This is a genomic window from Allobosea lupini (assembly GCF_900109525.1).
In the GTDB taxonomy this organism is placed as follows: domain Bacteria; phylum Pseudomonadota; class Alphaproteobacteria; order Rhizobiales; family Beijerinckiaceae; genus Allobosea; species Allobosea lupini.
In genome coordinates this window covers 170,480-192,066 of sequence record NZ_FOAN01000010.1, presented here as the reverse complement: position 1 = coordinate 192,066, position 21,587 = coordinate 170,480, and the positions used below count along the sequence as shown (strand labels likewise).

The 21,587-nt window shown below is 62.2% G+C and carries 23 protein-coding genes, 3 tRNA genes and 1 riboswitch; of the genes, 12 read left to right on the top strand and 14 right to left on the bottom strand.

Translation table 11 applies throughout. The annotated features are described in order from the left end of the window. Positions 1-27 precede the first annotated feature (27 nt). The 10 genes from BMZ21_RS25165 to BMZ21_RS25120 form a co-directional block, all read right to left on the bottom strand. Positions 28-1,101, bottom strand: a complete 1,074-nt coding sequence (locus BMZ21_RS25165; RefSeq protein WP_091841242.1) for a class I SAM-dependent methyltransferase — start codon at positions 1,099-1,101, stop codon at positions 28-30. After that, entirely contained in the window at positions 1,102-2,646 is a 1,545-nt protein-coding gene (locus BMZ21_RS25160) for a tetratricopeptide repeat protein (RefSeq protein WP_091841239.1), read from the bottom strand. It lies immediately after the preceding gene. A 108-nt stretch (positions 2,647-2,754) separates the two neighbouring features. Beyond that, entirely contained in the window at positions 2,755-3,519 is a 765-nt protein-coding gene (locus tag BMZ21_RS25155; protein ID WP_167561746.1) for a GNAT family N-acetyltransferase, read from the bottom strand. An 11-nt stretch (positions 3,520-3,530) separates the two neighbouring features. Continuing rightward, positions 3,531-4,271 carry an SDR family NAD(P)-dependent oxidoreductase gene (locus BMZ21_RS25150; RefSeq protein WP_091841233.1) on the bottom strand — a complete coding sequence of 247 codons (741 nt, stop codon included), beginning with the start codon at positions 4,269-4,271 and terminating at the stop codon, positions 3,531-3,533. Next, positions 4,261-4,500, bottom strand: a complete 240-nt coding sequence (locus BMZ21_RS25145) for an acyl carrier protein (RefSeq protein WP_091841230.1) — start codon at positions 4,498-4,500, stop codon at positions 4,261-4,263. Before BMZ21_RS25145 ends, BMZ21_RS25150 begins: the two co-directional genes overlap by 11 nt. A 1-nt stretch (position 4,501) precedes the next feature. Then, positions 4,502-5,173 (bottom strand): acetyltransferase, encoded by a 672-nt coding sequence (locus BMZ21_RS25140; protein ID WP_091841227.1) that lies wholly within the window; start codon positions 5,171-5,173, stop codon positions 4,502-4,504. A gap of 23 nt (positions 5,174-5,196) precedes the next feature. Continuing rightward, the gene (locus tag BMZ21_RS25135; protein WP_143079802.1) at positions 5,197-6,150 is read right to left on the bottom strand and encodes a glycoside hydrolase family protein; all 954 of its coding nucleotides are present in this window, start codon (positions 6,148-6,150) and stop codon (positions 5,197-5,199) included. A 2-nt stretch (positions 6,151-6,152) separates the two neighbouring features. Further along, a complete protein-coding gene (locus BMZ21_RS25130) occupies positions 6,153-7,079 on the bottom strand; it encodes a class I SAM-dependent methyltransferase (protein WP_167561745.1) in 927 nt (308 codons plus the stop codon). A 65-nt stretch (positions 7,080-7,144) separates the two neighbouring features. Then, positions 7,145-7,837, bottom strand: coding sequence for a class I SAM-dependent methyltransferase (locus BMZ21_RS25125; RefSeq protein ID WP_091841219.1), 693 nt, complete (start codon positions 7,835-7,837; stop codon positions 7,145-7,147). A 130-nt stretch (positions 7,838-7,967) separates the two neighbouring features. Beyond that, complete coding sequence (locus BMZ21_RS25120; RefSeq protein ID WP_143079801.1) at positions 7,968-9,575, bottom strand: amino acid adenylation domain-containing protein; 1,608 nt, start codon at positions 9,573-9,575, stop codon at positions 7,968-7,970. 291 nt (positions 9,576-9,866) lie between these two features. Between BMZ21_RS25120 and BMZ21_RS25115 the strand changes: the two genes are divergently transcribed. Continuing rightward, positions 9,867-10,175 (top strand): hypothetical protein, encoded by a 309-nt coding sequence (locus BMZ21_RS25115; RefSeq protein WP_091841213.1) that lies wholly within the window; start codon positions 9,867-9,869, stop codon positions 10,173-10,175. 10 nt (positions 10,176-10,185) lie between these two features. Here the strand turns inward: BMZ21_RS25115 and BMZ21_RS25110 are convergent. Next, positions 10,186-10,259, bottom strand: a tRNA-Cys gene (locus BMZ21_RS25110). A 192-nt stretch (positions 10,260-10,451) separates the two neighbouring features. Between BMZ21_RS25110 and BMZ21_RS25105 the strand changes: the two genes are divergently transcribed. The 10 genes from BMZ21_RS25105 (at position 10,452) to BMZ21_RS25060 (ending at position 18,090) form a co-directional block, all read left to right on the top strand. Further along, positions 10,452-10,526 (top strand) — tRNA-Asn (locus BMZ21_RS25105). A gap of 115 nt (positions 10,527-10,641) precedes the next feature. After that, entirely contained in the window at positions 10,642-11,013 is a 372-nt protein-coding gene (locus BMZ21_RS25100) for a VanZ family protein (RefSeq protein WP_143079800.1), read from the top strand. Between the two features lie 245 nt (positions 11,014-11,258). Next, the gene (locus tag BMZ21_RS25095) at positions 11,259-12,431 is read left to right on the top strand and encodes a hypothetical protein (RefSeq protein WP_091841207.1); all 1,173 of its coding nucleotides are present in this window, start codon (positions 11,259-11,261) and stop codon (positions 12,429-12,431) included. Positions 12,432-12,489: 58 nt separating this feature from the next. Beyond that, positions 12,490-13,137 (top strand): TenA family protein, encoded by a 648-nt coding sequence (locus BMZ21_RS25090; RefSeq protein WP_091841204.1) that lies wholly within the window; start codon positions 12,490-12,492, stop codon positions 13,135-13,137. A gap of 59 nt (positions 13,138-13,196) precedes the next feature. Beyond that, positions 13,197-13,293, top strand: a riboswitch (TPP riboswitch). Between the two features lie 97 nt (positions 13,294-13,390). Further along, positions 13,391-14,134, top strand: a complete 744-nt coding sequence (locus BMZ21_RS25085) for an ABC transporter permease (protein WP_091841201.1) — start codon at positions 13,391-13,393, stop codon at positions 14,132-14,134. A gap of 43 nt (positions 14,135-14,177) precedes the next feature. Further along, entirely contained in the window at positions 14,178-15,137 is a 960-nt protein-coding gene (locus tag BMZ21_RS25080) for an ABC transporter substrate-binding protein (protein ID WP_091841198.1), read from the top strand. Between the two features lie 178 nt (positions 15,138-15,315). Next, the gene (locus tag BMZ21_RS25075) at positions 15,316-16,539 is read left to right on the top strand and encodes an MFS transporter (protein WP_091841195.1); all 1,224 of its coding nucleotides are present in this window, start codon (positions 15,316-15,318) and stop codon (positions 16,537-16,539) included. A 92-nt stretch (positions 16,540-16,631) separates the two neighbouring features. Beyond that, positions 16,632-16,958, top strand: coding sequence for an NIPSNAP family protein (locus BMZ21_RS25070; protein WP_091841192.1), 327 nt, complete (start codon positions 16,632-16,634; stop codon positions 16,956-16,958). Positions 16,959-17,251: 293 nt separating this feature from the next. After that, positions 17,252-17,653: a BPSL0067 family protein gene (locus BMZ21_RS30080; protein ID WP_143079799.1), complete on the top strand. Its 402-nt coding sequence runs from the start codon at positions 17,252-17,254 to the stop codon at positions 17,651-17,653. 14 nt (positions 17,654-17,667) lie between these two features. Further along, on the top strand, positions 17,668-18,090 hold the full coding sequence (locus BMZ21_RS25060) for an STY0301 family protein (protein ID WP_143079798.1): 423 nt from the start codon (positions 17,668-17,670) through the stop codon (positions 18,088-18,090). Positions 18,091-18,170: 80 nt separating this feature from the next. Here BMZ21_RS25060 and BMZ21_RS25055 read toward each other — a convergent pair. From BMZ21_RS25055 to BMZ21_RS25045, 3 genes are all read right to left on the bottom strand, one after another. Continuing rightward, positions 18,171-18,257 (bottom strand) — tRNA-Leu (locus BMZ21_RS25055). Positions 18,258-18,317: 60 nt separating this feature from the next. Next, the gene (locus BMZ21_RS25050) at positions 18,318-18,953 is read right to left on the bottom strand and encodes a DUF1190 domain-containing protein (RefSeq protein ID WP_167561744.1); all 636 of its coding nucleotides are present in this window, start codon (positions 18,951-18,953) and stop codon (positions 18,318-18,320) included. 29 nt (positions 18,954-18,982) lie between these two features. Next, complete coding sequence (locus tag BMZ21_RS25045) at positions 18,983-20,563, bottom strand: AMP-binding protein (protein ID WP_091841185.1); 1,581 nt, start codon at positions 20,561-20,563, stop codon at positions 18,983-18,985. Between the two features lie 486 nt (positions 20,564-21,049). Here BMZ21_RS25045 and BMZ21_RS25040 point away from each other — a divergent pair, with 486 nt between their 5' ends. Continuing rightward, positions 21,050-21,574, top strand: a complete 525-nt coding sequence (locus tag BMZ21_RS25040) for a hypothetical protein (protein WP_143079797.1) — start codon at positions 21,050-21,052, stop codon at positions 21,572-21,574. The last annotated feature ends 13 nt before the right edge of the window (positions 21,575-21,587 follow it).

Genomic DNA, 21,587 nt, shown 5'->3' with positions numbered 1-21,587 from the left:
ATGGATCATGAACCAGGGATAACGCAGCTACCCGCGCTGCGTCGACGGTGCAAAAACGCCGATCAACTTATAGCCCAGCCCCAGTCGATGTAGCAGCGCCGCGCTTTGGGGGCCATTGTCATCTGGCCACGCTATGTTGCCTTCGGTCGGCCTCAGCTTTCCAACCGCTGCGCTCTTGGCTTCGTCCGAAAACGCAGCGATCCGATCGATCTCGCTGACCACCGTTTCGACATGAAGAGTGTCGAATCCGGCCCGTGCCAGCACGTCTGGCAATGTCGTCGGGTTAAAATAGGTCCAGTGGCCCGTGCAGATAACCGAACTGGCCGTGCCTTCAAGTTGAACAAGCAGACTGTCCCAGTTCGGCACCTGCACGAATAACCGTCCGCTAGGCAGAAGATGGCGCCTGATCAACTTCAAAAAGCCGATCGGGTCGACGAAGTGCTCAAGCACATCCAGAATCGAAATGGCATCGAATAACGGCCGGTCCGCGGGCAGGTCTTTGGGAAAATAGCCCTGAATAACAGAGTGACCAGAACCCTCGCCCAGCCTTTCACGCGCCACCTGGACAGGCGCGTTGCCGGGCTCCAGGCCCAACACTTTCCATCCCCGCGCCTTTGCTTCGACCAGAGTTGTCCCTGTCCCGCAGCCAATGTCGAGAAGCGTACCGATACCTGGCGACCATTGCTCCAGGCAATCCAGGTAATACTGGGCGCGCGCGCTTTCCAGCTCGAGATAGGGCCCCGAACAACGCAGGCGCATAGACTCTATATCGAGGTCGGAGGCCTGATACCGCGCCGCGTCTGCGCGTTCATCCATAACTTGCTTAGAATAGGTCAGACTGCATTCGCGGCATGTCACGACATCGATTCCGTGGTTGCGCAACACCGCTTCCTCGGGCGGGGCGGCACCGCAGCAAGGACAATCACGTACTCGATAATCCCCGAGTTGGCCGCCAACCTCCGGCGGTGCCGCCACTGCGATAGCGTGCGCCTGCGCTGTTCGAAACCGGGCATAGCCGTCCGCCAGGCGTTCCCGCATTCCAGGAATGAGCCCCGCGTCAAAGAGCATGCGGCGATCAAGAGATGTCATCTCGCCAACCATCTACTTTCTCTTGTGGCTCGCCACGCGACCAACCATCGAATTCAGCCTCCCGATAAAGGAGCGCTTTGAGCGTACGCGTTGGACTGTGCGCTCTATGTCCACATCCAGTTCCTGCTCAAATGTGCGGATCTCGCTCAAGCGCCGGACAAGTGCCCCAGCCCGCGCGGATGCTTCGCCATAGGCGTCCTTGTTCTGCAGCAGGTGTACCGCCATGTCCACAAAGCCCTCCCATGACCTGGCGACCAAAGCAGGATCGCGCTGCAGGTCCATAGCAGGCATTTCCTCGCTGTGGAGCGTTACAACCGGCTTGGACTTCGCCAACATTTCGCGGGCGGCAATGCCACCGGTCACAGGCCAGGTGTCAAGCATCAGCTCGAGAATATGCCCCCAGACATGACCGGAGACGTAGCGCTCCTCCACCGTTATGCGCGACCCGGCAGCGCTATTTGCGATAAACGTCCTGATGTGGGCGGCGTCGCCCGTCCCGCCCAGCGCAAAGCCAACGTCAGGGCAGCGCAGGAGAATTTTCTCGACCGCCTCCAAGTATGGTAGAGTTATCTTTGAGAAGCGGCCATAGCTACCGATGAGCCTTATACCCTTTGGCAAAAGCGCACGCTCTGCTGCAATTTCGGTTTCGGCCACGGCCGGATCAAGCGCCGCACCATCCCACGGCGCGTTTGTCCGCAGCATTTGGGCGTCACCCCAACCTGCCTTCTGCGGATCAAAGCCAAAACTGTTGAACACGCCATCAAGGTGCTGCACCGGCCAAGCCGGCATGCCAGCCTGCAGGAATATCTGGACCGGTGCGAGCCTGCGGGAAAACAGCGCCGTCGGTATGCCATTGTTCATATCGGAAATGGCGATATCGGGGTGATCCTGCCGCGACCGCGCCTCGATCGCCAAAATCGTTTCCAACGGGGTGGCATGGGCGAGTTCGTGAACGCGAGCGCCCTTTGCCTCCAAATAGGAGCGGAATGCGTCATCGCAGAAGCGCCACGCGTAGACATCGAGTTGATGATCGGAGGCGAGCAATGCAGGGGCGATCTGATACAGTGCCGTGCTCATCGGATTGTCGCTCTGGACAAACATGCCCAGCCAAGCAACGCGGTATGGCCCTTTGCGCGCCGGCCGCGGTAAACTGCGTCGCGGGGCACTCTTGGCGAATTTTGCCGACGCGACGCGCAGAGGCTGAATCAGGCGTTCACTTTGCCTGATATTGGACTCTTCGGAGAACCAGACTAGAAAGAAGACGAAATCGACCAGCTCACACATGACGTTGATGCACTGGTCGACGTCCGCATCCCAACGGGTTATCGCGACCGTTGTCACCTCGTAGAGGTCTGCCGCGCGCGGATCCCATTTCCAATAATAATAGGAAAAACCGTGATGAATTGCAGCCTTGTAACTATCTATATCTTCAACACTGGCTGGGTCGACGCTCAAAATCCGGACAAGACAGCTTGCGAATTCATCATGGCGCTCACGGACTGCGTCGCCACCGAGGCTGGTCAGCGTCAGGATGTCGGCCTCTAGTGTCTGGGGCATGTATCGTCTCGTCTAGAGGAAGCCGGCCAGATCTGCCTGACGTCAAGTCCTCGGACAATCAGCTTCATTGCGGATGGGCGCGCGAGCAGCATGGCCACGATCCGGTAGTCAAGCTCTGGGGATGGTGAAGAAGGCATAGGGTGCATTTTTCGGACTGAAGCCGAGGGAAAGCGCAGTTCTCACAGAAGGAATGTTGTTGGTAAAACAGTCCCATACCGGCTCAAGCCTCGACGCGAAGCACGATGCTGCGAAGCCGGCGACGACCTGGTGCGCCAACCCCCGCCGTCGGAAATGAGGATCCGTCACGACGTCGATCTCGGCCTTCTCCCCACCAATCGCAGCTGCATAACAGACAGCAGCAATTGCTCCTGCCTCGCGGACGACGCAGGCCTGCGAAAAGCGTAAGAAGTCATCAGCGGAACGCCAGAATCGCGAAACGACTCCAAAGCGTGCCTGGATCTCATCGACATCCGCGGCAACGGCGGGTGACGATTTCAATATTTCCAACGGCAGGGCACCGCGTGGCGCATCTCGTCCAAGGGTAAATCTCTGTCGTTCTGAACGGTAAGCCGAGAACGCTGGCGTCCGGAAGAAAGCCGGCGCCTGCGGCCCATACAAGCGCACCTTCTCGACAGTGAAATCCCGGCGCTCGGACAAATAGGCCTCGAGATCGGACTCGAACGTCGACACCGACTCGCCGAATATCTGGGCGAAGCCAAAGGAATGTTCGACATAAACCTGCCGCGGCTTCGCTGGTTCATCCACCCAAACCGCACCATCCTGGCTAAGATTCAAGACAGCCGCGATCAACGGAAAGAAAGCCGTCTCGCTCAGGTATTGTTGCAATACTCGATCAAATTTATCGGCCTCCAAACGTATCATTCTTAGATTACCAAGCCGCCATTGACGTCCAAAATGGTGCCATTGATAAAATCGTTGTCGATCAGGCTCGCGACCGCCCGGGCCACATCCTCCGCCGTGCCCAGCCGGCGCAGCGGCGTATTGGACTCGATGTGTTTGATGTTCGTCGCGGAAAGGGAGGCCCGGGTCGCAGGTGTGTCCATGAAGCCTGGCGCCACGGCGTTACACCGGATACCGAAACGCCCTAACTCTTTGGACCAGGTCACCGTCATCGCGTTGACACCCGCTTTCGCAGCTGAATACGCCGTCTGCCCTTCGTTGCCGCGGGCGCTGATGGAGCTGATGTTCACGATCGAGCCGCGGAGGCGCCGACGCGCCATAGTTTCGACGACGGCAGCGGTCACGATAAAGACGGACTCGAGATTGGCAGAAATACAGCGGCGAAACCGGCCAAGATCGTGCATCATCTGATCGGGACGCATAATATTGATCATCGGCTCGGAATGAATCGCTCCTGCATTGTTGACCAGAACGTCGATGCGGCCGTGCAGAGCAACAATCCGATCGACCAGCGCATTTACCGCTGTAGGATCAGTAATGTCGACTTCAGCCGATTCTATACCATCAGGAAGAGTCATCAAGGCGTCCTGATCGATATCGGCAGCAATCACCATCGCACCTCGCGTCAGCAGGTGGGAGGCAATGGCAAGCCCCAACCCTTTGGCGCCGCCGGTGACCAATACGACCTTGCCTTCAATCTGCAACGTCGATCCCCTTCTCGGCCAGGACCGCCGCGATGTTCTTGAGCGAGCTCATACGAACGATATCGCCCAACTCCAGCTCGATGTCATATTCCCGCTCGATCGACATGATGAGATCCATCTGCTTGAGTGAATCCCAACTTGCGATGTCGGCCTTGGACATCTCGAATGAGAGCTCGCTGGCGCGCAGCCCGAGCACCTCCGACAGCACCTGCCGCAGTCGCTTATTCATCTCAAACCCCAAAATGCTTGGCGTAGTCTTGCGCGCTGAAACGGATCTGCTCTGCCGAGCGGGCCAGATGAACGGTAGATGGCTTGACGTCCTTGGTGATCAATGCTCCGCCGCCTACGATCGCATTATCGCCTACCGTCACAGCGTTGACGATCGTCGCGTTCACGCCAATGAAACACTGGTCCCCAATTCGGGCCTTTCCTGAAACTACGGCCCCAGAAGCGATCCAAGCATGGTCGCCTACCGTCGCATGATGGGCGAGCGTCACATTACCCCACAATATGGTGTCGATGCCGACGCGGACCTCCGGTTCGACGAGTGCCCCCGGCAGTACAACACTTCCTTCGCCAATCGGGTGAGAAGTGTGGATCATGGCGTCCGGATGGATGTAGGTCTCGATCGCATATCCCATGCTTTTCAGGCGCTCGAACATCGAGCGCCGATGTGCATTCACGCCACTATAGCCCATCGCCATAACGATGCGGTGCTCGCCCGGCGCGAAGCGCCCCGACAGTTCTGAAAGGCCGACAGTTGGCAGGGGAAAAGAAGAGCCTTTGTCGACATAGTCGTCGTCGACGGTAAATCCTGCAACGCTGTATCGCGGGTCATTCGCCAAGTATGCGTAGATGATCTCGGCGGTTACGGCGTTTCCTGCTAAAACGATGCGTCTCATGGCGTCACTGGGGCTCCGGTAACTTACGCAGCATCCAGAACAGCAAGCCCGAAGCCGGTCTTGCCATAGCCGTTACCATTATAAAGCATATAATATTCGCCCTTGTGCTCGAAAACGTAGGGGTAGCAAATCATCTCGCTATCCCATCCTTCGCCCGCAACGTCGATCCCGGAAAGATCGTCGCGCCGATTCCAGGCGAAGCCATCATGCGAATAGGCGAAACCGATGCGATACGTCGCAATGTCCTTCGAGGCTCTGTGGGCGAACCACATCAAATAGACCCCATCTTGGCGCATCACCGTGGGGCGCCCGAAGGCGTACTCATATTCATCCTTGAAAGGCAGTACGAGGCCAGGATCGCAGGTCCAATCCACGCCATTAGCGGAATGCGCGTGGTGAATGCCGTAATGATGCAGCCACCCGCTGTCAGTCTTGGTCCAGCTGATGCCCGAATTGTACCACGTGCGCCAGTGGTCGCCTTCTACGTACATGGCGGTGGCGGCAGCGAAGAGTGGATTGACCTTATCGCGGCCCAGCACCGGACCCACGAACTCCTTCTCACAAGTCAGATGGTCCAAATCCAGTATTGCGCGGCCCGTATCGCATTTCCACAAGCCGTCAGGGAGATTCTGCCAGCCTACATAGTACAGATAGTGCCGTCCGCCATGTGTGACGATACATACGCCGATGGCGCCGTCGCAATCGAATCTGGCGGGAGCCCCGTGGGTCATGACGAGCTTCGGCGTGCCGATCAGCTCCATCCGCCCGTTTGCGAGAGTGGCATAGGACATGAACCCCTGCGAGCGCTGCTCGGCATCGCGACAGGTGAAGAAAATGACGAAACGATCGCCCTCGTAATGCACGGCGCAGGGAAGCGAGCCGTGGCTGAACCCTGCAAGATTGGGTTCGAAAATGCGACCAGTCTTCCGCCACCTGTACGGGCGCCCGGTCTCAATGGGTTTCAGTAGTGGATGCATGTCTATGTCCTCAGGGCGGCTCGCAGGGCCTTTTCCAGGAAATCGACTCGGCTTTCGCCGACCCGCTCCGCCTCGGCGTACACGGCCTCCTTCAATGCGGGATCGATTCCTTCGAGCCGACCCGCGTATCTCTTTCGAATGCTGCCGCCCCTGCGCCCGACATGAGGCACGTCGATATTGATCGGCAACGGCCCATCGCCGACGCTGAACTCGATGACGTAAAAGCAGTTGTGGAGCTCGAAGGACAGCTTCACGTCGCGTGCGGTCTCAGGCAACAGCGCGATCGGTGCCTGACAAGCGTAAAGGTGGTTGTTGGCGACGAGCTGCTTGCCGATCTCGCTGTTCAGCAACCAGGGCGCCAACCCTTCGTCCGATATCACGATCTTGCCGCCGGGTTTCACAACCCGATTCATCTCGGCAATTCCTTGCCCGACGCTCGAGAACAGATTGATGCCGCCATAGTGATAAGCAGCATCGAAAACCCGATCTGCGTAGGGAAGCTGAGTCGCGTCGCAGACCGAGAAGCGGATGTCGATGCCGATGGCGGACAGAGCATCACCATGGCGCGACGCGCCGGCGAGAAGCATCTGACTGGCGATATCCTGGGCGTGAATTGTCCCGCGGCCCTCCATCTTTTCGGCGATATAGGGCAGGTCGTTTCCCGCGCCCGCACCTGTCACGAGCAGCGACTGTCCCGGGACGAGGCCGAGACGCGAGATCAGGTTCTCTCGTAGCGTGTCCTCATCCGTGCAGAAGGTCGCGAACAACCACCGAAGAGCGTTGTCGTGAATCTCCGCCGCGTCAACGATCGAGTACTCACTGCTCCCCGCGGGGGCATCGGCAAAAACAGGAATCTGCGTTCCGGGCGCATACGGATAGACATGGCCCTTGTCGCAAGCCAGACCCGTCCGATCCGCCGTCTCTTGCAAGTTGCCGCATTCGGGGTGCGGGCACCGAAAGGGAATAGTCCTAGTTGAAGTCACGGGTATGGACCTTATAGTTTCTGGCAAACCACCCAAAAGAGCTTTTCATGAATACCAAAGTAGTTACTGCTCGATTGGCCGACGGAAAAGTTTTTGAAATTGACTGAGAAGTAGCGCTCCAAATCGTCTCTATTCGAGAATCCGTGCAGCCTATACCCGACACGATTGTTATAGGGATCGCGCGAGATTCTGAAGGATCCATCTTCCAATTGCTCCGCCGAATCAAAAATAAACGAGGAGCTGTCTGCGACAGAGGCTATCAGAATTCCGCCTTTCTTGAGGACTCTAGCATACTCATTTAAATTATCATGCATGGACTCGCCTTCGTCGCAATAATAGCAGCAAGAGCACGCCACTATCACATCGAACTCGTCGTCGTTGAATGGAATATTGCTGTTCCTTCCAACGCGGAGATCGGCCTTATGGCCTAGAGACGTCATCCTTGCATGCGTTTGATCGACGATACCCTGCGTGATCTCTATTCCGCTAACGTCGAAACCCTGTTCGCATAAAAATGCAGTGTTGCGGCCATCACCAAATGCAATATCCAGGATTTTCGCACCCGGTTTTGGTTTGGAGAAATCCAGATTGGGATACTGCGCTAGAAATATCCGCACCACGAATTCGGTCGGATAAACTCTTTGCCCGGAGCGCGCGGAGTAAAACGCCTCGTAATTCGTATTGATATCGCTTGCCTCGACCATCGTCACATCACCACTAGTTCGGCATAACACAGAGAATCTGGGATCCGCTCAGGTCCAAAAAGCCAATGATAGCAATGAACGCCCTGCTCAATCCGCCCACAGGTCGGTCGCGCATCTGCAAGCTGTCCATTCACATGCTCATCAGCAGCGCGGCGAGATTTTGACGGTCAATTTTGCCGTTCGCGCTTTTGGGCAGATTATCAGTGACAACGATGCGGCTCGGCACCATGTAGTCCGGCACGTGATCTGCCAGTTGCCGCCGCAGCGTCGCTTCATCCAAAGCCTCGCTGGCCGACACAAATCCTATGAGCTTTCCATAGGCGGTCCCGGACCGCTGATAAATGACCGCAGCCTGGATCACGCCGTGCAGCTTGGCGAGGCCGTGCTCGACCTCTTCGAGTTCAATCCTGTATCCTAAATGTTTGATCTGATTATCTTTGCGCCCGATGAAAAAGAGGTTCCCCGCATCCCGTCGGACGAGGTCGCCGGTTCGGTACATGCGCTTCATGAAGCGCTCCGGCTCGGTCAAAGTGATGAATGAGGCCGCGCTACGATCGGGATCGTTGAAATAGCCCGACGCAACATTGGGACCGATCAGGCAGAGCTCTCCCAGATCTGCGGCGAGGCCGTCATCGTCAAGGATGAGATGGTCGAAATTGGGGTTGAGCCGACCCAAGGGTGGCAGGCCCGTCAGCTCCAGGAAATCATCGTCGGACAGGTCATAGGCGCTGCAGATACAGGTGCATTCGGTCGGGCCGTAGACATTGACCAGCTTGGCCCTTCCCTTGAACATTCGATAGAGCTTGATCAGCTCGATCTTTGGGTACCCTTCGCCGCCGAAAACTATATATCGGATCGTCGAGAGTGAGCTCACCGTCAATGCCTTCATCGCGATGACATAGATCAGCAAAGACGGAACAGAAAACCAGATCGTGCAGGCCATGCCCTCGATATAGGCGATCAGAGCCGCAGGCGCATTGAGCAGCTTGCGGTGGATGGGCGTCAAGGATGCGCCAGAGAACAGGGCAATATAAAAATCGAAAACCGAATTATCGAAATACATGGGGCTGAGATTTGCGAAATTATCCTCGTCGCTAATCTCGAAGCGTTCGATCCCCCAGTGAATGAAATGTATCAGATTCTGATGTGTGACAGCCACGCCCTTCGGCAGGCCTGTCGAACCCGACGTGAACATGATGTAGGCTATGCAGGCACCGTCGACTTGCGCCATGGCTGCCGCCTGCTGGAGGCGATCATGCTCAGTTAAAGGCTCAAGATCGGTTTCGGACAACAGCACGGCATTCGCGCCGACGGAGGCGGCCAACGCTCGCATTGCCGACAGATGCTCTTCATCGTCGACGAAGATCGTCCGCGCTGCGCAGATTTTAACGATATGCCCGTTTCGGGCCTGGGGCGAGGCGGTATCGATATTTACATACGCGATGCCCAGGCGCAGGGCGGCCAACATCAACGCATAGGACAAGGCCGCCTTGTTGTGTGCAATGGCAATGACCTCGCCCCGCACGTGGCCATGTCGGAGCAGCATAGCCGAGAGCTGATCGACTTGGTCAGCCAAGCGCCTGTAACTGATTGACCCCGCCTCATAACGCAGTGCGGGTTTGTCGCCCGCCGTCGTCGCGCGCTCGGCGAACAGCGTGCCAAGATTGTAGTGATATAAAGCCATACGCCCTGCTTCGACCAAGCCGACGCGCCAACCCGCGCGCGGCGCATATAGCACGGATTGTCAGGAGAGCACGACCAACCGAAACGCAGGCCGCAAGAGACCCACAATGAATGGCGCGATCTTGCTCGCACGGGGCCTGGTCCTTCTCTTTTGATGTCGCCGGCCAGCGCCAGCCGCATACACGCCTCGCCTGCAATGCCCCCCGATAGTCAGGAGCCTTTGCCCGGCGGGGGGCCATACTGTGATATGCGGAGCGACGCATCGTGCGGGAGTGGACATAGCTATTGTCCCAGTTCCCGGCTGGTTTCCATTACTCCTTGTCTCCGGTAGCGCTTTGGTCAGCGCATGCGCAAGTGGTGCGATTCGATCGCGCAGAAGCATTGCTCCATTCACGGCATCCGCAAGGCCGGCGCGACGACCGCAGCGGTCAACGCAGCATCCGAGCGCGAGCTCATGGCGACCTTCGGATGGGAATCGCCAAAGCAGGCCGCAATCTACATGAAGACAGCCAATTGGCGCCGCGTAACGCCCTTCGGAGTGGCCAAAATCGCCCTGTCAAAGGGTGGAAAGGCGAACAAGATTGTCCCGGCGTCAGAGGGTGTGGAAACCCAGCGGGACAACAAGGCCGAAAACCGTAAGGAAATCGGCGCATGATAAATGGGATTGGAGGCCTCGCCCGGAATCGAACCGGGGTGCAAGGATTTGCAGTCCTCTGCGTAACCACTCCGCCACGAGGCCATCCAGGGAGCGTGACCAAAGGCGCGCTCCACGGCTGGGCCTATAACCACATGCCGCGGCGCGCCGCAACCGAAACTCTCGCGCCACTGTGAATTGACGATAGGGCAGATCGTCTTCCCACGATTTTCTCCGGTCAGATGCCAGCAAAGGGGTTGCGTGTTCCCGGCAGCGTCGGTATACGCCGCCCACCGATCCCGGATAGCTCAGCGGTAGAGCAATCGACTGTTAATCGATTGGTCGCAGGTTCGAATCCTGCTCCGGGAGCCAGCATTTTCGAGGGCTTGAGCGATGACCGCTTGGGCCCTTTCTGCTTTCCGGGGACGGAATGGTGCAACGGCAGACGCAGAAGGCGGCGATGCGGTTCTTCGGGGACGAGCGTTCCATGCGCCGCTGGGCTGCGCTGATCGGCTGGGGCGCCGTCGCCCTCGTCGTGTTCGCGACGCTGTCACCGATCGGCGCGCGCCCGCATCTTGCGCATATGGGTCCGCAGCTCGAACGCTTCATCGCCTATCTGGTCGCCGCGGCGGCGCTCGCTATCGCCTATCCGGCCCGCAAGGGCGCGATTCTCCTGTGCATCGTCGCCGGCGCCGCCGGCCTCGAGATCGCCCAGCATTTCGAGGCGAGCCGGCATGCCCGCGGGCTGGATGCGCTGGTCAAGATCATGGGCGGCGTCAGCGGGCTTGCCGTCGTGAGCCTGTGCGAGCGGCTCTGGTCGAAGCGCGCCGCTCTGGCGCTGGCCCGCCGGCCGAACTGAATCCCGGCGCGTCCGCGCACGGCGCAGCGCTCGCAAAACAGCACACCCTGGACCGATGATTCGATCGGATGTCCGGCGTGCCGCAGGCTCGGCGGGCTGTCCTTCCGGCTGACAGTCCTTGTCAGCAACCATTGTCGCGGCCCGTGCGGCGCCATGATCGCGCCACCCTCCCCCTAGATTGACGCGTCCCCGAACGGCGCAGCCGCGATCGACCGTGGCGCGCCCGTCCCTGGAGACCTGATCCGATGCTCGCCCGTTCCGTGCTCGTGACCCCGCTGCTGCTGGCGCTCGCCGGCCCCGCCCTCGCCCAGACCACCACGACGACACCCGCCACCGAACCGGCCACTGCTGCGGGCAGGGCGCCCGACGCCTGCCGCCTGCTGCCGCAGGCCGATCTGGAGGCGCTCTTTCCCGGCCGCCCGATAACCGCCAAGGGGCCGACGCTGAGCCCGATCAGCCGCGGCCCGCAATATGCCGAGAGCTGCATGTACTCGGTGAAGCTGCCGAGCCCGACTTCGAAGCTCGACCATGCCCGCTTCGCCTCGGTCACGGTGATCCGCTGGGATGGCGTCGCCAGGGGCCGCGAGACGCCGGCTCAGGCCTTCGCCTCGATCAAGGCGACGCGAGAGAAGGTCGCGGCCGATCCCAAGATCACGCTCAAGCTCGAGCCGGTAAGCGGCATCGGCGACGAGGCTTTCCAGGAAACCAACTCCTCGAGCGTGGTGATCCGCGCCCGCAAGGACGACCTGATCTATGCCGTCTCGCTCGACCTCTATTCCGAGCAGACCGCGCCGAACGCGCTCGCTTTGGCGAAGCAGGCCGCTGCACGCTGGCAGGGCGGCACCGGCATGGTCGACACGACCCTGCAGGTGGCGACGAACAGTGCCGTGACCGTGCCGACGGACACCCGCCCCTCCTCCGTCGCCCCGGTCGAGCAGTGGCCGGATGCCTGCGCGCTGCTGACGCCCGAGGAGATCAAGGCCACCTTCCCCGGCATGACCATCGGCGATGCCCGCAAGCTGATGGGCAAGATCACCCATGAGAGCCGCGAGAACCGGCAGGAAGCGCTGCCGAACCCGATCGGCTGCCAGTTCGACGCCAAGCGCACTGTCGAGAAGGACGGCAAGCGTACGATCGAGCTCAACCAGATCCAGGTCAGCGTCCGCAATGTCGCCGCCAATGAGGATCTCTCGAAGCGCTGGTTCCAGAGCGCGATCAAGGTGTCCGAGGCGAAGACGCCGGTTGCGGGCCTGGGCGACGAGGCGGCGCTCGACATCATGAACCGCATCCATATCCGCAAGGGCCTGACGACGGTCGAGGTCCGTGTCTCCGGCGGCGAGCGCGATCAGGCCTTGCATGATCAGGCGAAGCAGCGCGTCGGCGAGCTCGCCAAGATCGTCGCGGCGCGGCTGAAATAGCGTGCGGTAGTAGCGGCGACGCTGATAGGGAGAGCCCGATCAGCGAAAGGCCGACCTCATGACCGAACGTTTCACCGAGACCCTGCGCCAGGCCAGCCAGCCGGCCTGGTCGCAATCCGTCGGCCATCGCTTCGTGCGCGAATTGCTGGACGGCTCGGTCTCCGACGCGGTCATGATCCGTTATCTCGTCCAGGATCACCGCTTCATCGACAGCTTCCTGAGCCTGCTCGGCGGCGCGCTCGCCAGCGCCGACAGCTTCGAGGCCCGCATCCGCTTCGGCCGCTTCATCGGCATGGTCAGCGGCGAGGAGAACACCTATTTCCTGCGCTCCTTCGAGGCGCTCGGCGTGAGCGAGCAGGATCGCACGGCTCCGCCGGACAGCAAGGCGACCGCCGGCTTCAAGGCGATCATGCGCGAGGCCGCCGCGACGCGCTCCTACGCCGCCGCCCTCTCCGTGCTGGTCGTCGCCGAATGGCTCTATCTCGACTGGGCGCAGCAGGCCTCGCAGCCGCTGCCGGCGAACTTCATCCATGCCGAATGGATCACCCTGCACGACAATCCCGACTTCCGCGACTTCGTCGGCTTCCTGCGGAGCGAGCTCGATCGCGTTGGCCCAAGCGAGGCGGAAACGAGCCGGGACTTCTTCCTGCGCGCGGTCGCGCTGGAGAAGGCGTTCTTCGATTCGGCCTATGACGGCAAAGCCTGACCCGCACCGGCTGTTCTGAGACAGGCGTGACAGCCGCCGGCCGCTCTGTCACAAGGACGGTCGAGAGACGGGGGCGTTCGCCGCAGGGCGAGCTGAGAAGCACCCTTCGAACCTGAACCAGATCATGCTGGCGGAGGGAGTCGCTCGGGGCAGCCTCGCAAACGCTTTTCCCCGCGCCCGCCTTCCACCCGAAAGGCGGATTTTGACGACGCAGGACGCGATAGAGCGCAGCTCGGCTTCCGCGAGACCGGTGATGGCCGCGCTCGCCCTTGCCTTGCGCACGGTTCTCGTCCTGCTGCTCGTCTGGCAAAGTGCGATCTGGCTGTTCCAGCCGCCGCGCTACATCCTGCCCTCGCCGCTCGATGTCGCCCTGGCTTTCCAGCGCCAGCCCGGCTTCCTCTTCGGCCATAGCCTGACGACCATCGCCGAGATGGCGCTCGGCTTCGTGCTCGGCTCGGCGTTCGGCGCGCTGACGGGGCTAGCGATCGTGGCACTGCCGCGGCTCGGGCGCCTGCTCTGGCCGATCCTGCTGGTGCTGCAATCCTTCCCGGTCTTCGTCATCGCGCCGCTGCTGGTCGTCTGGTTCGGCTTCGGCATGGGCTCGAAGGTGATCATGGCGACGATCATCATCTTCTTTCCCGTCGCCTCCGCCTTCACCGACGGCCTGCGCCGGACCGACCCGGAGCTGATCGACGCCACGGCGCTGACCACGGCGACGCACTGGCAGACGCTGCGCTATGTCCGCCTGCCGCTGGCGATGCCGAGCCTGCTCACCGGCCTCAGGGTCGCGGCCCCGCTCGCGCCGCTCGGCGCGGTGATCGGCGAATGGGTCGGTGCCTCGGCCGGGCTCGGCTTCGTCATGGTCCAGGCCAATGCCCGCATGCAGACCGACACGGTCTTCGCCGCGATGACCGTGCTCGCCGTGCTCAGCCTCGTCCTGCGCCATCTCGTCGATGCGCTCGGCCCGCGCCTCATTCCCTGGGCGAGCGAGCCGTGACGTCACTCCGCTTCAAATCGATCACGCAGAAGGATTTCGCCCGATGACCCTCCGCGCCCTCACCCGACGCGCTCTGCTCGCCACCGGCCTCGCTTTGGCCGCCGGCCTCGCCAGCCCGGCCCGCGCCGCCGATAAGCTCACCGTGATGCTCGAATGGTTCGTCAATCCGGACCACGCGCCGCTGGTCGTCGCCGACAAGCTTGGGCTGTTCAAGGAGGCCGGGCTCGAGGTCACCATGGTGCCGCCATCCGACCCCTCGGCCGTGCCGCGCCTCGTCGCCGCCGGCCAGGCCGATATCGGCATCCACTACCAGCCCAATCTCTATCTCGACCATGCCGCCGGCATCCCGATCGCCCGCGTCGGCACCTTGGTCGAGACGCCGCTCAACAGCGTCATCGTCAAGGCCGATGGCCCGATCAAGAGCCTCGCCGATCTCAAGGGCAAGACGATCGGCTATGCCGTCTCCGGCACCGAGACCACCCTGCTCGGCCAGATGCTGGCCAAGGCCGGCCTGAAGCTCGACGACGTCAAGCTGGTCAACGTCAACTTCGCGCTCTCGGCCGCGCTGATCGGCGGCAAGGTCGACGCCACTATCGGCGGCTACCGCAATTTCGAGCTGACCCAGATGAGGCTCGAAGGCCATCCCGGCACCGCCTTCTATCCGGAGGAGCACGGCGTTCCCGCCTATGACGAATTGATCCTGATCACCCGCCGCGACGCCGTCGGTGACAGCCGCCTGCCTCGCTTCCTCGCCGCCATCGAGAAAGCGGCGCTCTATCTCACCAACCACCCGCAGGAAGCCTGGAAGCTCTTCATCGCCGCCCACCCCGATCTCGACGACGCGCTCAATCGCCAGGCTTGGACCGACACGCTGCCGCGCTTCGCCAAGCGCCCGCGCGCCCTCGACCAGGGCCGCTATGAGCGCTTCGGCACCTTCCTCGTCGAGCGCGGCCTGATCCAGAAGGCCCCGGCGCTCGCCGAGATCGCCGGCGAAGTGAAATAGCGGGCGGATCGCGACGGCCGCTCTCGACGGCCGCCGCGCCCGATCCCGCGTCCACATCAGGGCGGACCTGTGCTGTGGGCTCTGGGTTTTCAGCCGAACACGGTGGTATGAGCCGGCTTTGCAGCTATCGGGCGGCCCTCGCCCGCCATCCAAGCTTGCGCCCGGATCGATCATCCGCATGAACGTCAGCCAGCCGATCGCACAGACCCGCCGCGCCGACCTGCCGGTGCTGTTCGTGCTCAGCGCGACGCATCTGCTCAACGACATGATCCAGTCGCTGATCCCGGCGATCTATCCGATCATCAAGACGGCCTATGCGCTCGATTTCGGCCAGATCGGCCTGATCACGCTGACCTTCCAGATCACCGCCTCGCTGCTGCAGCCGGTCGTCGGCCATTACACCGACAAGAACCCGATGCCCTATTCGATGGTCGTCGGCATGGGCTGCACGCTGACCGGGCTGATCGGCCTAGCCTATGCCGGCAGCTATGCGTTGCTGCTGATCTCGGCTGCCTGCGTCGGCCTCGGCTCGTCCATCTTCCATCCGGAAGCCACCCGCATGGCCCGCAACGCCTCGGGCGGCCAGCAGGGACTGGCGCAGGGCATCTTCCAGGTCGGCGGCCAGAGCGGCGGCGCCCTCGGCCCGCTGCTCGCCGCCTTCATCATCGTCCCGCGCGGCCAGGCCAGCGTCGCCTGGTTCTCGGCCGCGGCCCTGCTCGCCATGATCCTGATGGTGTGGACGGCGCGCCGCTATGCCGAGCTGAGCAAGGCGGCCGCTGCCGCCGCTGCAGCGAAGCCCGCCAAGGCCGCGGCACCCGCCCCGGCGGCGCCTGCGCACACCAATGGCCAGATCGCCTTCGCGATCACCATCCTGGTGATCCTGCTGTTCTCGAAGAACGCCTATTCGTCGAGCTTCAGCTCCTATTACACCTTCTACCTGATCGGGAAGTTCGGCATCTCCGTGCAGGGCTCGCAGCTGATGCTGTTCCTCTTCCTCGCGGCCGCCGCCGTCGGGGCGCTCGCCGGCGGCATCATCGGCGACCGGATCGGCCGCAACCGCATCCTCTGGTTCTCGATCCTCGGCGCCCTGCCCTTCTCGCTGATGCTGCCCTTTGCCGACCTGTTCTGGACCGGCGTGCTGACGGTGGTGATCAACCTGATCATGGCGAGCTCCTTCGCCGCGATCCTGATCTACGCGATGGAGCTGATGCCGGGCCGGATCGGCCTGATCGGCGGCCTGTTCTACGGACTCTCCTTCGGGCTCGGCGGCCTCGCGGCGGCGATCCTCGGCGAGGTCGCCGACTGGATCGGCATCGAGGCGGTCTACCGGATCTGCGCCTTCCTGCCGGCGATCGGCCTCCTGGCCTGGTTCCTGCCGAAGGTGGAGCACAAGCGGGGCTAGACCGCGCGACCGGGGCTGGGCCACTCTATCGGGACAGACTAACCTTGCGGCCAGTTGCTCGCAGCAAAACCAATGACAGGACGTGATTTTCGATGATCTACGAAATGCGCGTGTATCGCTGCCTGCCTGGTCGGCTTCCGGCTTTGCTCGACCGCTTTGACAAGGCCACGCTGAAGCTGTGGGACAAGCACGGTATCCGGCAAGCCGGATTCTTCACCACGCTGATCGGGGAGTCCAATCGCGACCTGACCTATTTCCTGGCCTGGGAATCGCTCGCCGAGCGCGAGACGAAATGGACGGCGTTCGCGACCGATCCGGAGTGGACCGAGGCACGCACCAGGAGCGAAGCGGACGGCCAGATCATCGAAAACGTCGTCAGCCAGATTTTGGCGCCGACGGCCTTCTCCGCGGTCAAATAAGCTCCGGACAGGCGATTGCCAGTGCCAGGACAAAAGCAGCAAGGGCGATACCGCCCCTGCTGCCAGGTGAGTTGAAGGCCTGGCGGTTACGCCGTTCGGCCCATGCAAATCAATCCAAATTTTGAACTCGCCCGCGGAGGTATAAATTTCGCGTCCCAGCGGCGGTTACTGCCGATAGTCGGTCAAATGTGCACAATGGCTCCGAGGGCCGGGCGCAAAGTTACGTAGTTTCCTTATGAAGGAATGCGCCGGCTCAGAGCGCCCCTCGATTTAAGTATTTCACGAGGTCCAGCATGGAGCACATTCTAAAACCAGAGAGCGGCAAGACGCTCGAGCAAAGCTATGCTGGGACCTCCTATACCAACGCAAAAGGCAATGCAGAATGCGTTGAGTTCATCCAGCAGACGCTCAAAGCCCCGCAGACCAAGTTCTGGATTGAGGGGCGCAAGGTCACCAAGGACGGCCCCGTGCTTCCGGTCGGCACGGCCATCGCGACATTCGTCGACGGAAAATATCCGCAGACCGGCAGCACCGGCAAGCACGCGGCGATCTATCTGGGCCAGGATGCCACCGGGATTCAGGTCCTCGATCAATGGCGCGCGCAAGGGGAGGTCAGGCGTCGTACAATTCGCTGGACACCGACGAAATCGGGATTGAGCAACGACGGCAACGCGTTTTCAGCGATCGAATGGTAGCGGGGCGATACGGCATGAGCAGGATTTTGATGGCAGCGGGACTGTTCGTGGTCCTCGCCGGCGAGGCGCTCGCGGCGCCGCAATGCCCGGCCGAAGTTGAGACGCAGCAGCAGCTCACCGCGGCCATTCCGGGCTGGCGCGATCTGCGCAGCAAGACGCCGCATCGCGTCAGCCAGGTCACCTTCTATGACGGCCAGCCGAGCGAGCAGGTCAGCCTGGCCCCGGATGCGACACGGAAGGTCAGGGATCGCGAGGTCTCCACCTGGCAGTTCGCGAGCACGTCCGAGCGCCGAACCTGGATCGAATGCGGCTATGCCGGCACCTCGATCTCATTGGCCCAGGAGCTTCCGGCCGGCACGAAGAGCTGTTCCGTCACCTACAATCCAAAAGTCCGCCTGTCGGGCCTGCCGCGGATCGAGCAGCTGGACTGCAAGTAGGCTTCCGGTGGGCCAAAGGGTTCCCGCGCGTATGGGCTGGCCTCTTCGTCTCGGGCTGGCCCTCCCGCAAAGGGGCATGATGGTGCGGACGGCGGGGATCGAACCCGCATACCGTTTCCGGTGAGGCATTTTAAGTGCCTTGCGTCTACCAGTTTCGCCACGTCCGCGCGGCGAGACTGGTTAGCGATACCAGCGCCCGGCGACAAGCGCCGGTTGCGCACCTGTCCTCAGCGCCGATGTGCCGGCTTGTACCATTCGACCCCGTCCGGATCGACATAGAGCCCGGGCGCGACGTCGGAGCCGATCTTCTTCTCCTGCATCGGCACGCGCACCGTATCGTCGCGGTCGCCGCGGCGGACATAGGGGCCGCTCGCCTGCTGGTGCTGGCCGCCGCCGCCCATCACCGCCCGGCGGGCCGCGACCTGGTCGTCAAGCGCCGCGACCTGACGCGCCGAGAAGGCGACCTTGCCCGTGCCCTCGATGATCGGAAAGGCCTTGCCCTGGGCGCCCTCGCCAGTGACCCGGATGCCGACGAAGCGCGGCACGTAGGACTGCCCGCCGCCGCCACGCGCCAGCGCGTCCCAGCCGCCAGTGGTCGAGACCTGGGCGCCGCAGCGCTTATGGACGCGCTCGCAGGCGCTGCGCGAAGCATAGCGCGGCGCCTTCTGCTCGAATTCGGCGCGGGCGTTGCGATAGGCGTGCTCGCACTGTTCGGCCGAGAGCTTGCCGGCTTCGATGCATTCGTCGCGGCGAACATAGGTCTGGCCGGCGGCCTGGGCGGCAAGATCGGCAGGTGCAAGGGCGATCCCGGCCACGGCGAAGGCCGCCGCGCGGGCGAAGACGAGGGGAAGAAGCGTGATCATGCGGCTTCCCAGAGCATGCGATTGTGGCGTCACAGCAGCGGCCTCATCATGATGGCGAGCTCGCGCGTGCCACCATAATCGATCTTGCCGTTGCCGAGCACTGGAATCGTGGCCGTAACGAGGATGGCCTTGGGCAGCCATAGCTCCGGGAAACCCTGGCGCTTGGCCTCGTCCTGCAGCGCCTTCTTCTCGGCGTCGGGCTTCTCGGTGACGAGCACGAGCTGCTCGCCCTTGCGCATGTCGGGCAGCGCCACGACCACGTGATTGTGACCGGGCCAGAGGCCGGCTACCATCGATTCGACCGCTGCCAGCGAGACCATTTCGCCGCCGAGCTTGGCGAAGCGCTTGGCCCGGCCCTTGATCGCGACGAAGCCGTCATCGATCGAAACGATGTCGCCGGTGTCGTGCCAGCCGCCCTCCGGCGGCATGATCGCGCCGGGATTGTCGGCGTTGAGATAGCCGAGCATCACGTTCGGCCCCTTGACGCAGAGCCGCCCGCCCTCGCTGATCCCCTCGACCGGCACGAGCTTCGCCGTGATACCCGGTAGGAGCCGCCCGACCGTGCCGTCGCGCATCGCCACCGGCGTATTGCAGGCCAGCACCGGCGAGCATTCGGTGCAGCCATAGCCTTCGAGGATGGTGGTGCCATAGGGCTCCCAGAGCTTGCGTGTCTCCAGCTTCACCCGCTCGGCCCCGGCGACGACATAGCGCACGCTCTTGAGGTCGCCCTCGTCGGCGGCGCGTGCGTAGCCCTGAAGGAACGTGTCGGTGGCGAACAGGAAGGTCGCCCCGGTCTCGCCGATCAGCTTGGGCACCTGCTTGTAGTGCAGCGGGCTCGGATAGAGCACGACCTTCATGCCGTGGGTCAGCGGCATCAGCAGCGCTGCGGTGAGCCCGAAGGAGTGGAAGGCCGGCAGCGGGTTCATGACGATGTCGCGCTCGCTGAGGAAGCCGGCGGCGAGCTGGAAGATTTGGTTGGCGTTGGAGACCAGATTGGCATGGCTCAGCACCACGCCCTTGGGCTTGCCCTCGGTGCCGGAGGTGAACAGCACCACGGCCGGATCGTCGGGCTTCGCCGCATGGCTGCGAAGCGCCAGCCCGGGCGCCAGCGAGGCGAGCGCACCGATCGCCTTGTCGAGGCTGGTCAATTCCTTGCGGACGTCTTCGAGATAGATCACCCGCCGCCCCGGCGCCAGCGCCTCGACGATGTCGTCGAGCTTGGCCTGGTCGATGAAGCGGCGCGAGGTGACGATGGTCGAGATCGGCCCGATCTCGCAGGCCGCGGTGAGGTTCTTCAGACCGGCAGTGAAGTTGAGCAGCGCCGGCACGCGGCCGAACGCCGAGAGCCCGAACAGCGTCACCGCCATGCCCTGCACGTTGGGCAGCATCAGCCCGACCTTTTCGCCGGGCCTGGTCAGCGCCGAAAGCTTGCGGCCGAGCACCAGCGCGCCCAGCACCAGATTGCCATAGCTGAGTGGCTTGCGCTCGGGATCCTCCAGCGCGATGCGGCTCTTGCCGTGCCTGCCCGCGGCGGCCAGCAGCGCTTGGAACAGCGTGGTCCGGGCGGCTTCGACATCGAAGGGCTGTGCCCGCAGTTCGGTCGCGGCCATTCGGCTCGTGCTCCCTTCAGCGTTCCTCTTGCGCGCAACCTAAGGCGAACGGGCCGCGATACAATCCGCTGGCGGCAACTTCCCCATCATCATCCGGCACGCTGGGTTGTGCCGCGACTGGAGACTGCTGCGATGCCTCGACTGCGCCTGCTCCTGTCATCGCCCCTCATTGTGACAGCCGAACGCGTCGGCGTGGCGCGAGCGCCCGGCCTTCGCGTTCGCGACCCTTGCGGTCTTGCCCGCGGCGCTCGAGCATCCACAGCCTTGACCCCTTTGCCGGCGCATGACTGAGATGTGCGAAACGCCGCTAACACGCTGCATTGCAGCAAGGAATCGCCCGAATCCGGCTCCCGATCACCAATCTCGAAATGGCTACCGCGCAATCGCTGAAATTTGACGAAGAAGCCGTTCATCACGTCGCGCTTCCGTCATTGAGATCGGGGACGTTCATCGCTATCTCCGGTTGCGGAGCTGGGGATTGCAGCCGTGCCGACCATGTCGAAACCGATCATCGCCGCTGCTGCACTCGCAGCGGCTTCCGTCGCCCTCGCCTCGCCTGCTAGCGCGGCGGGGTTCTGGGAGACGCTGTTCGGCGTCCCGCAGCGGCCGACCTACGCGCCCGTGCCCGACAATTCGCTGCACATGACGGTGCGGCCAAAGCAGAAGAAGGCCGGGACGACGCTCGATGCCGGCAAGGACGGCCCGAAGCCGAAGCTCGTCAAGCCGATGGAGTATGCCAACGACCCGTTCTGGTACCTCAAGGACGAGACGCTGAAAAAGGGCGACATCATCGTCCTGAAGGATCGCGTCGTGGTCTTCGACGGCGGCTCGCGCGCCTATTCCAACTTCGCCAGTTTCCAGTCGAGCCCGCTGCTTTCGGCCAAGGCCAAGAGCCAGCTCAAATATCTGGTCTCGACCCCGCGGGACAGCCACACCGTCTGGGAGCCGGTCCAGTCGATCTCCGACCGCAACATCAGCGCTTCGGCCGAGCTCTCGGAACGGACACGCTGAGACAATTCGTCAT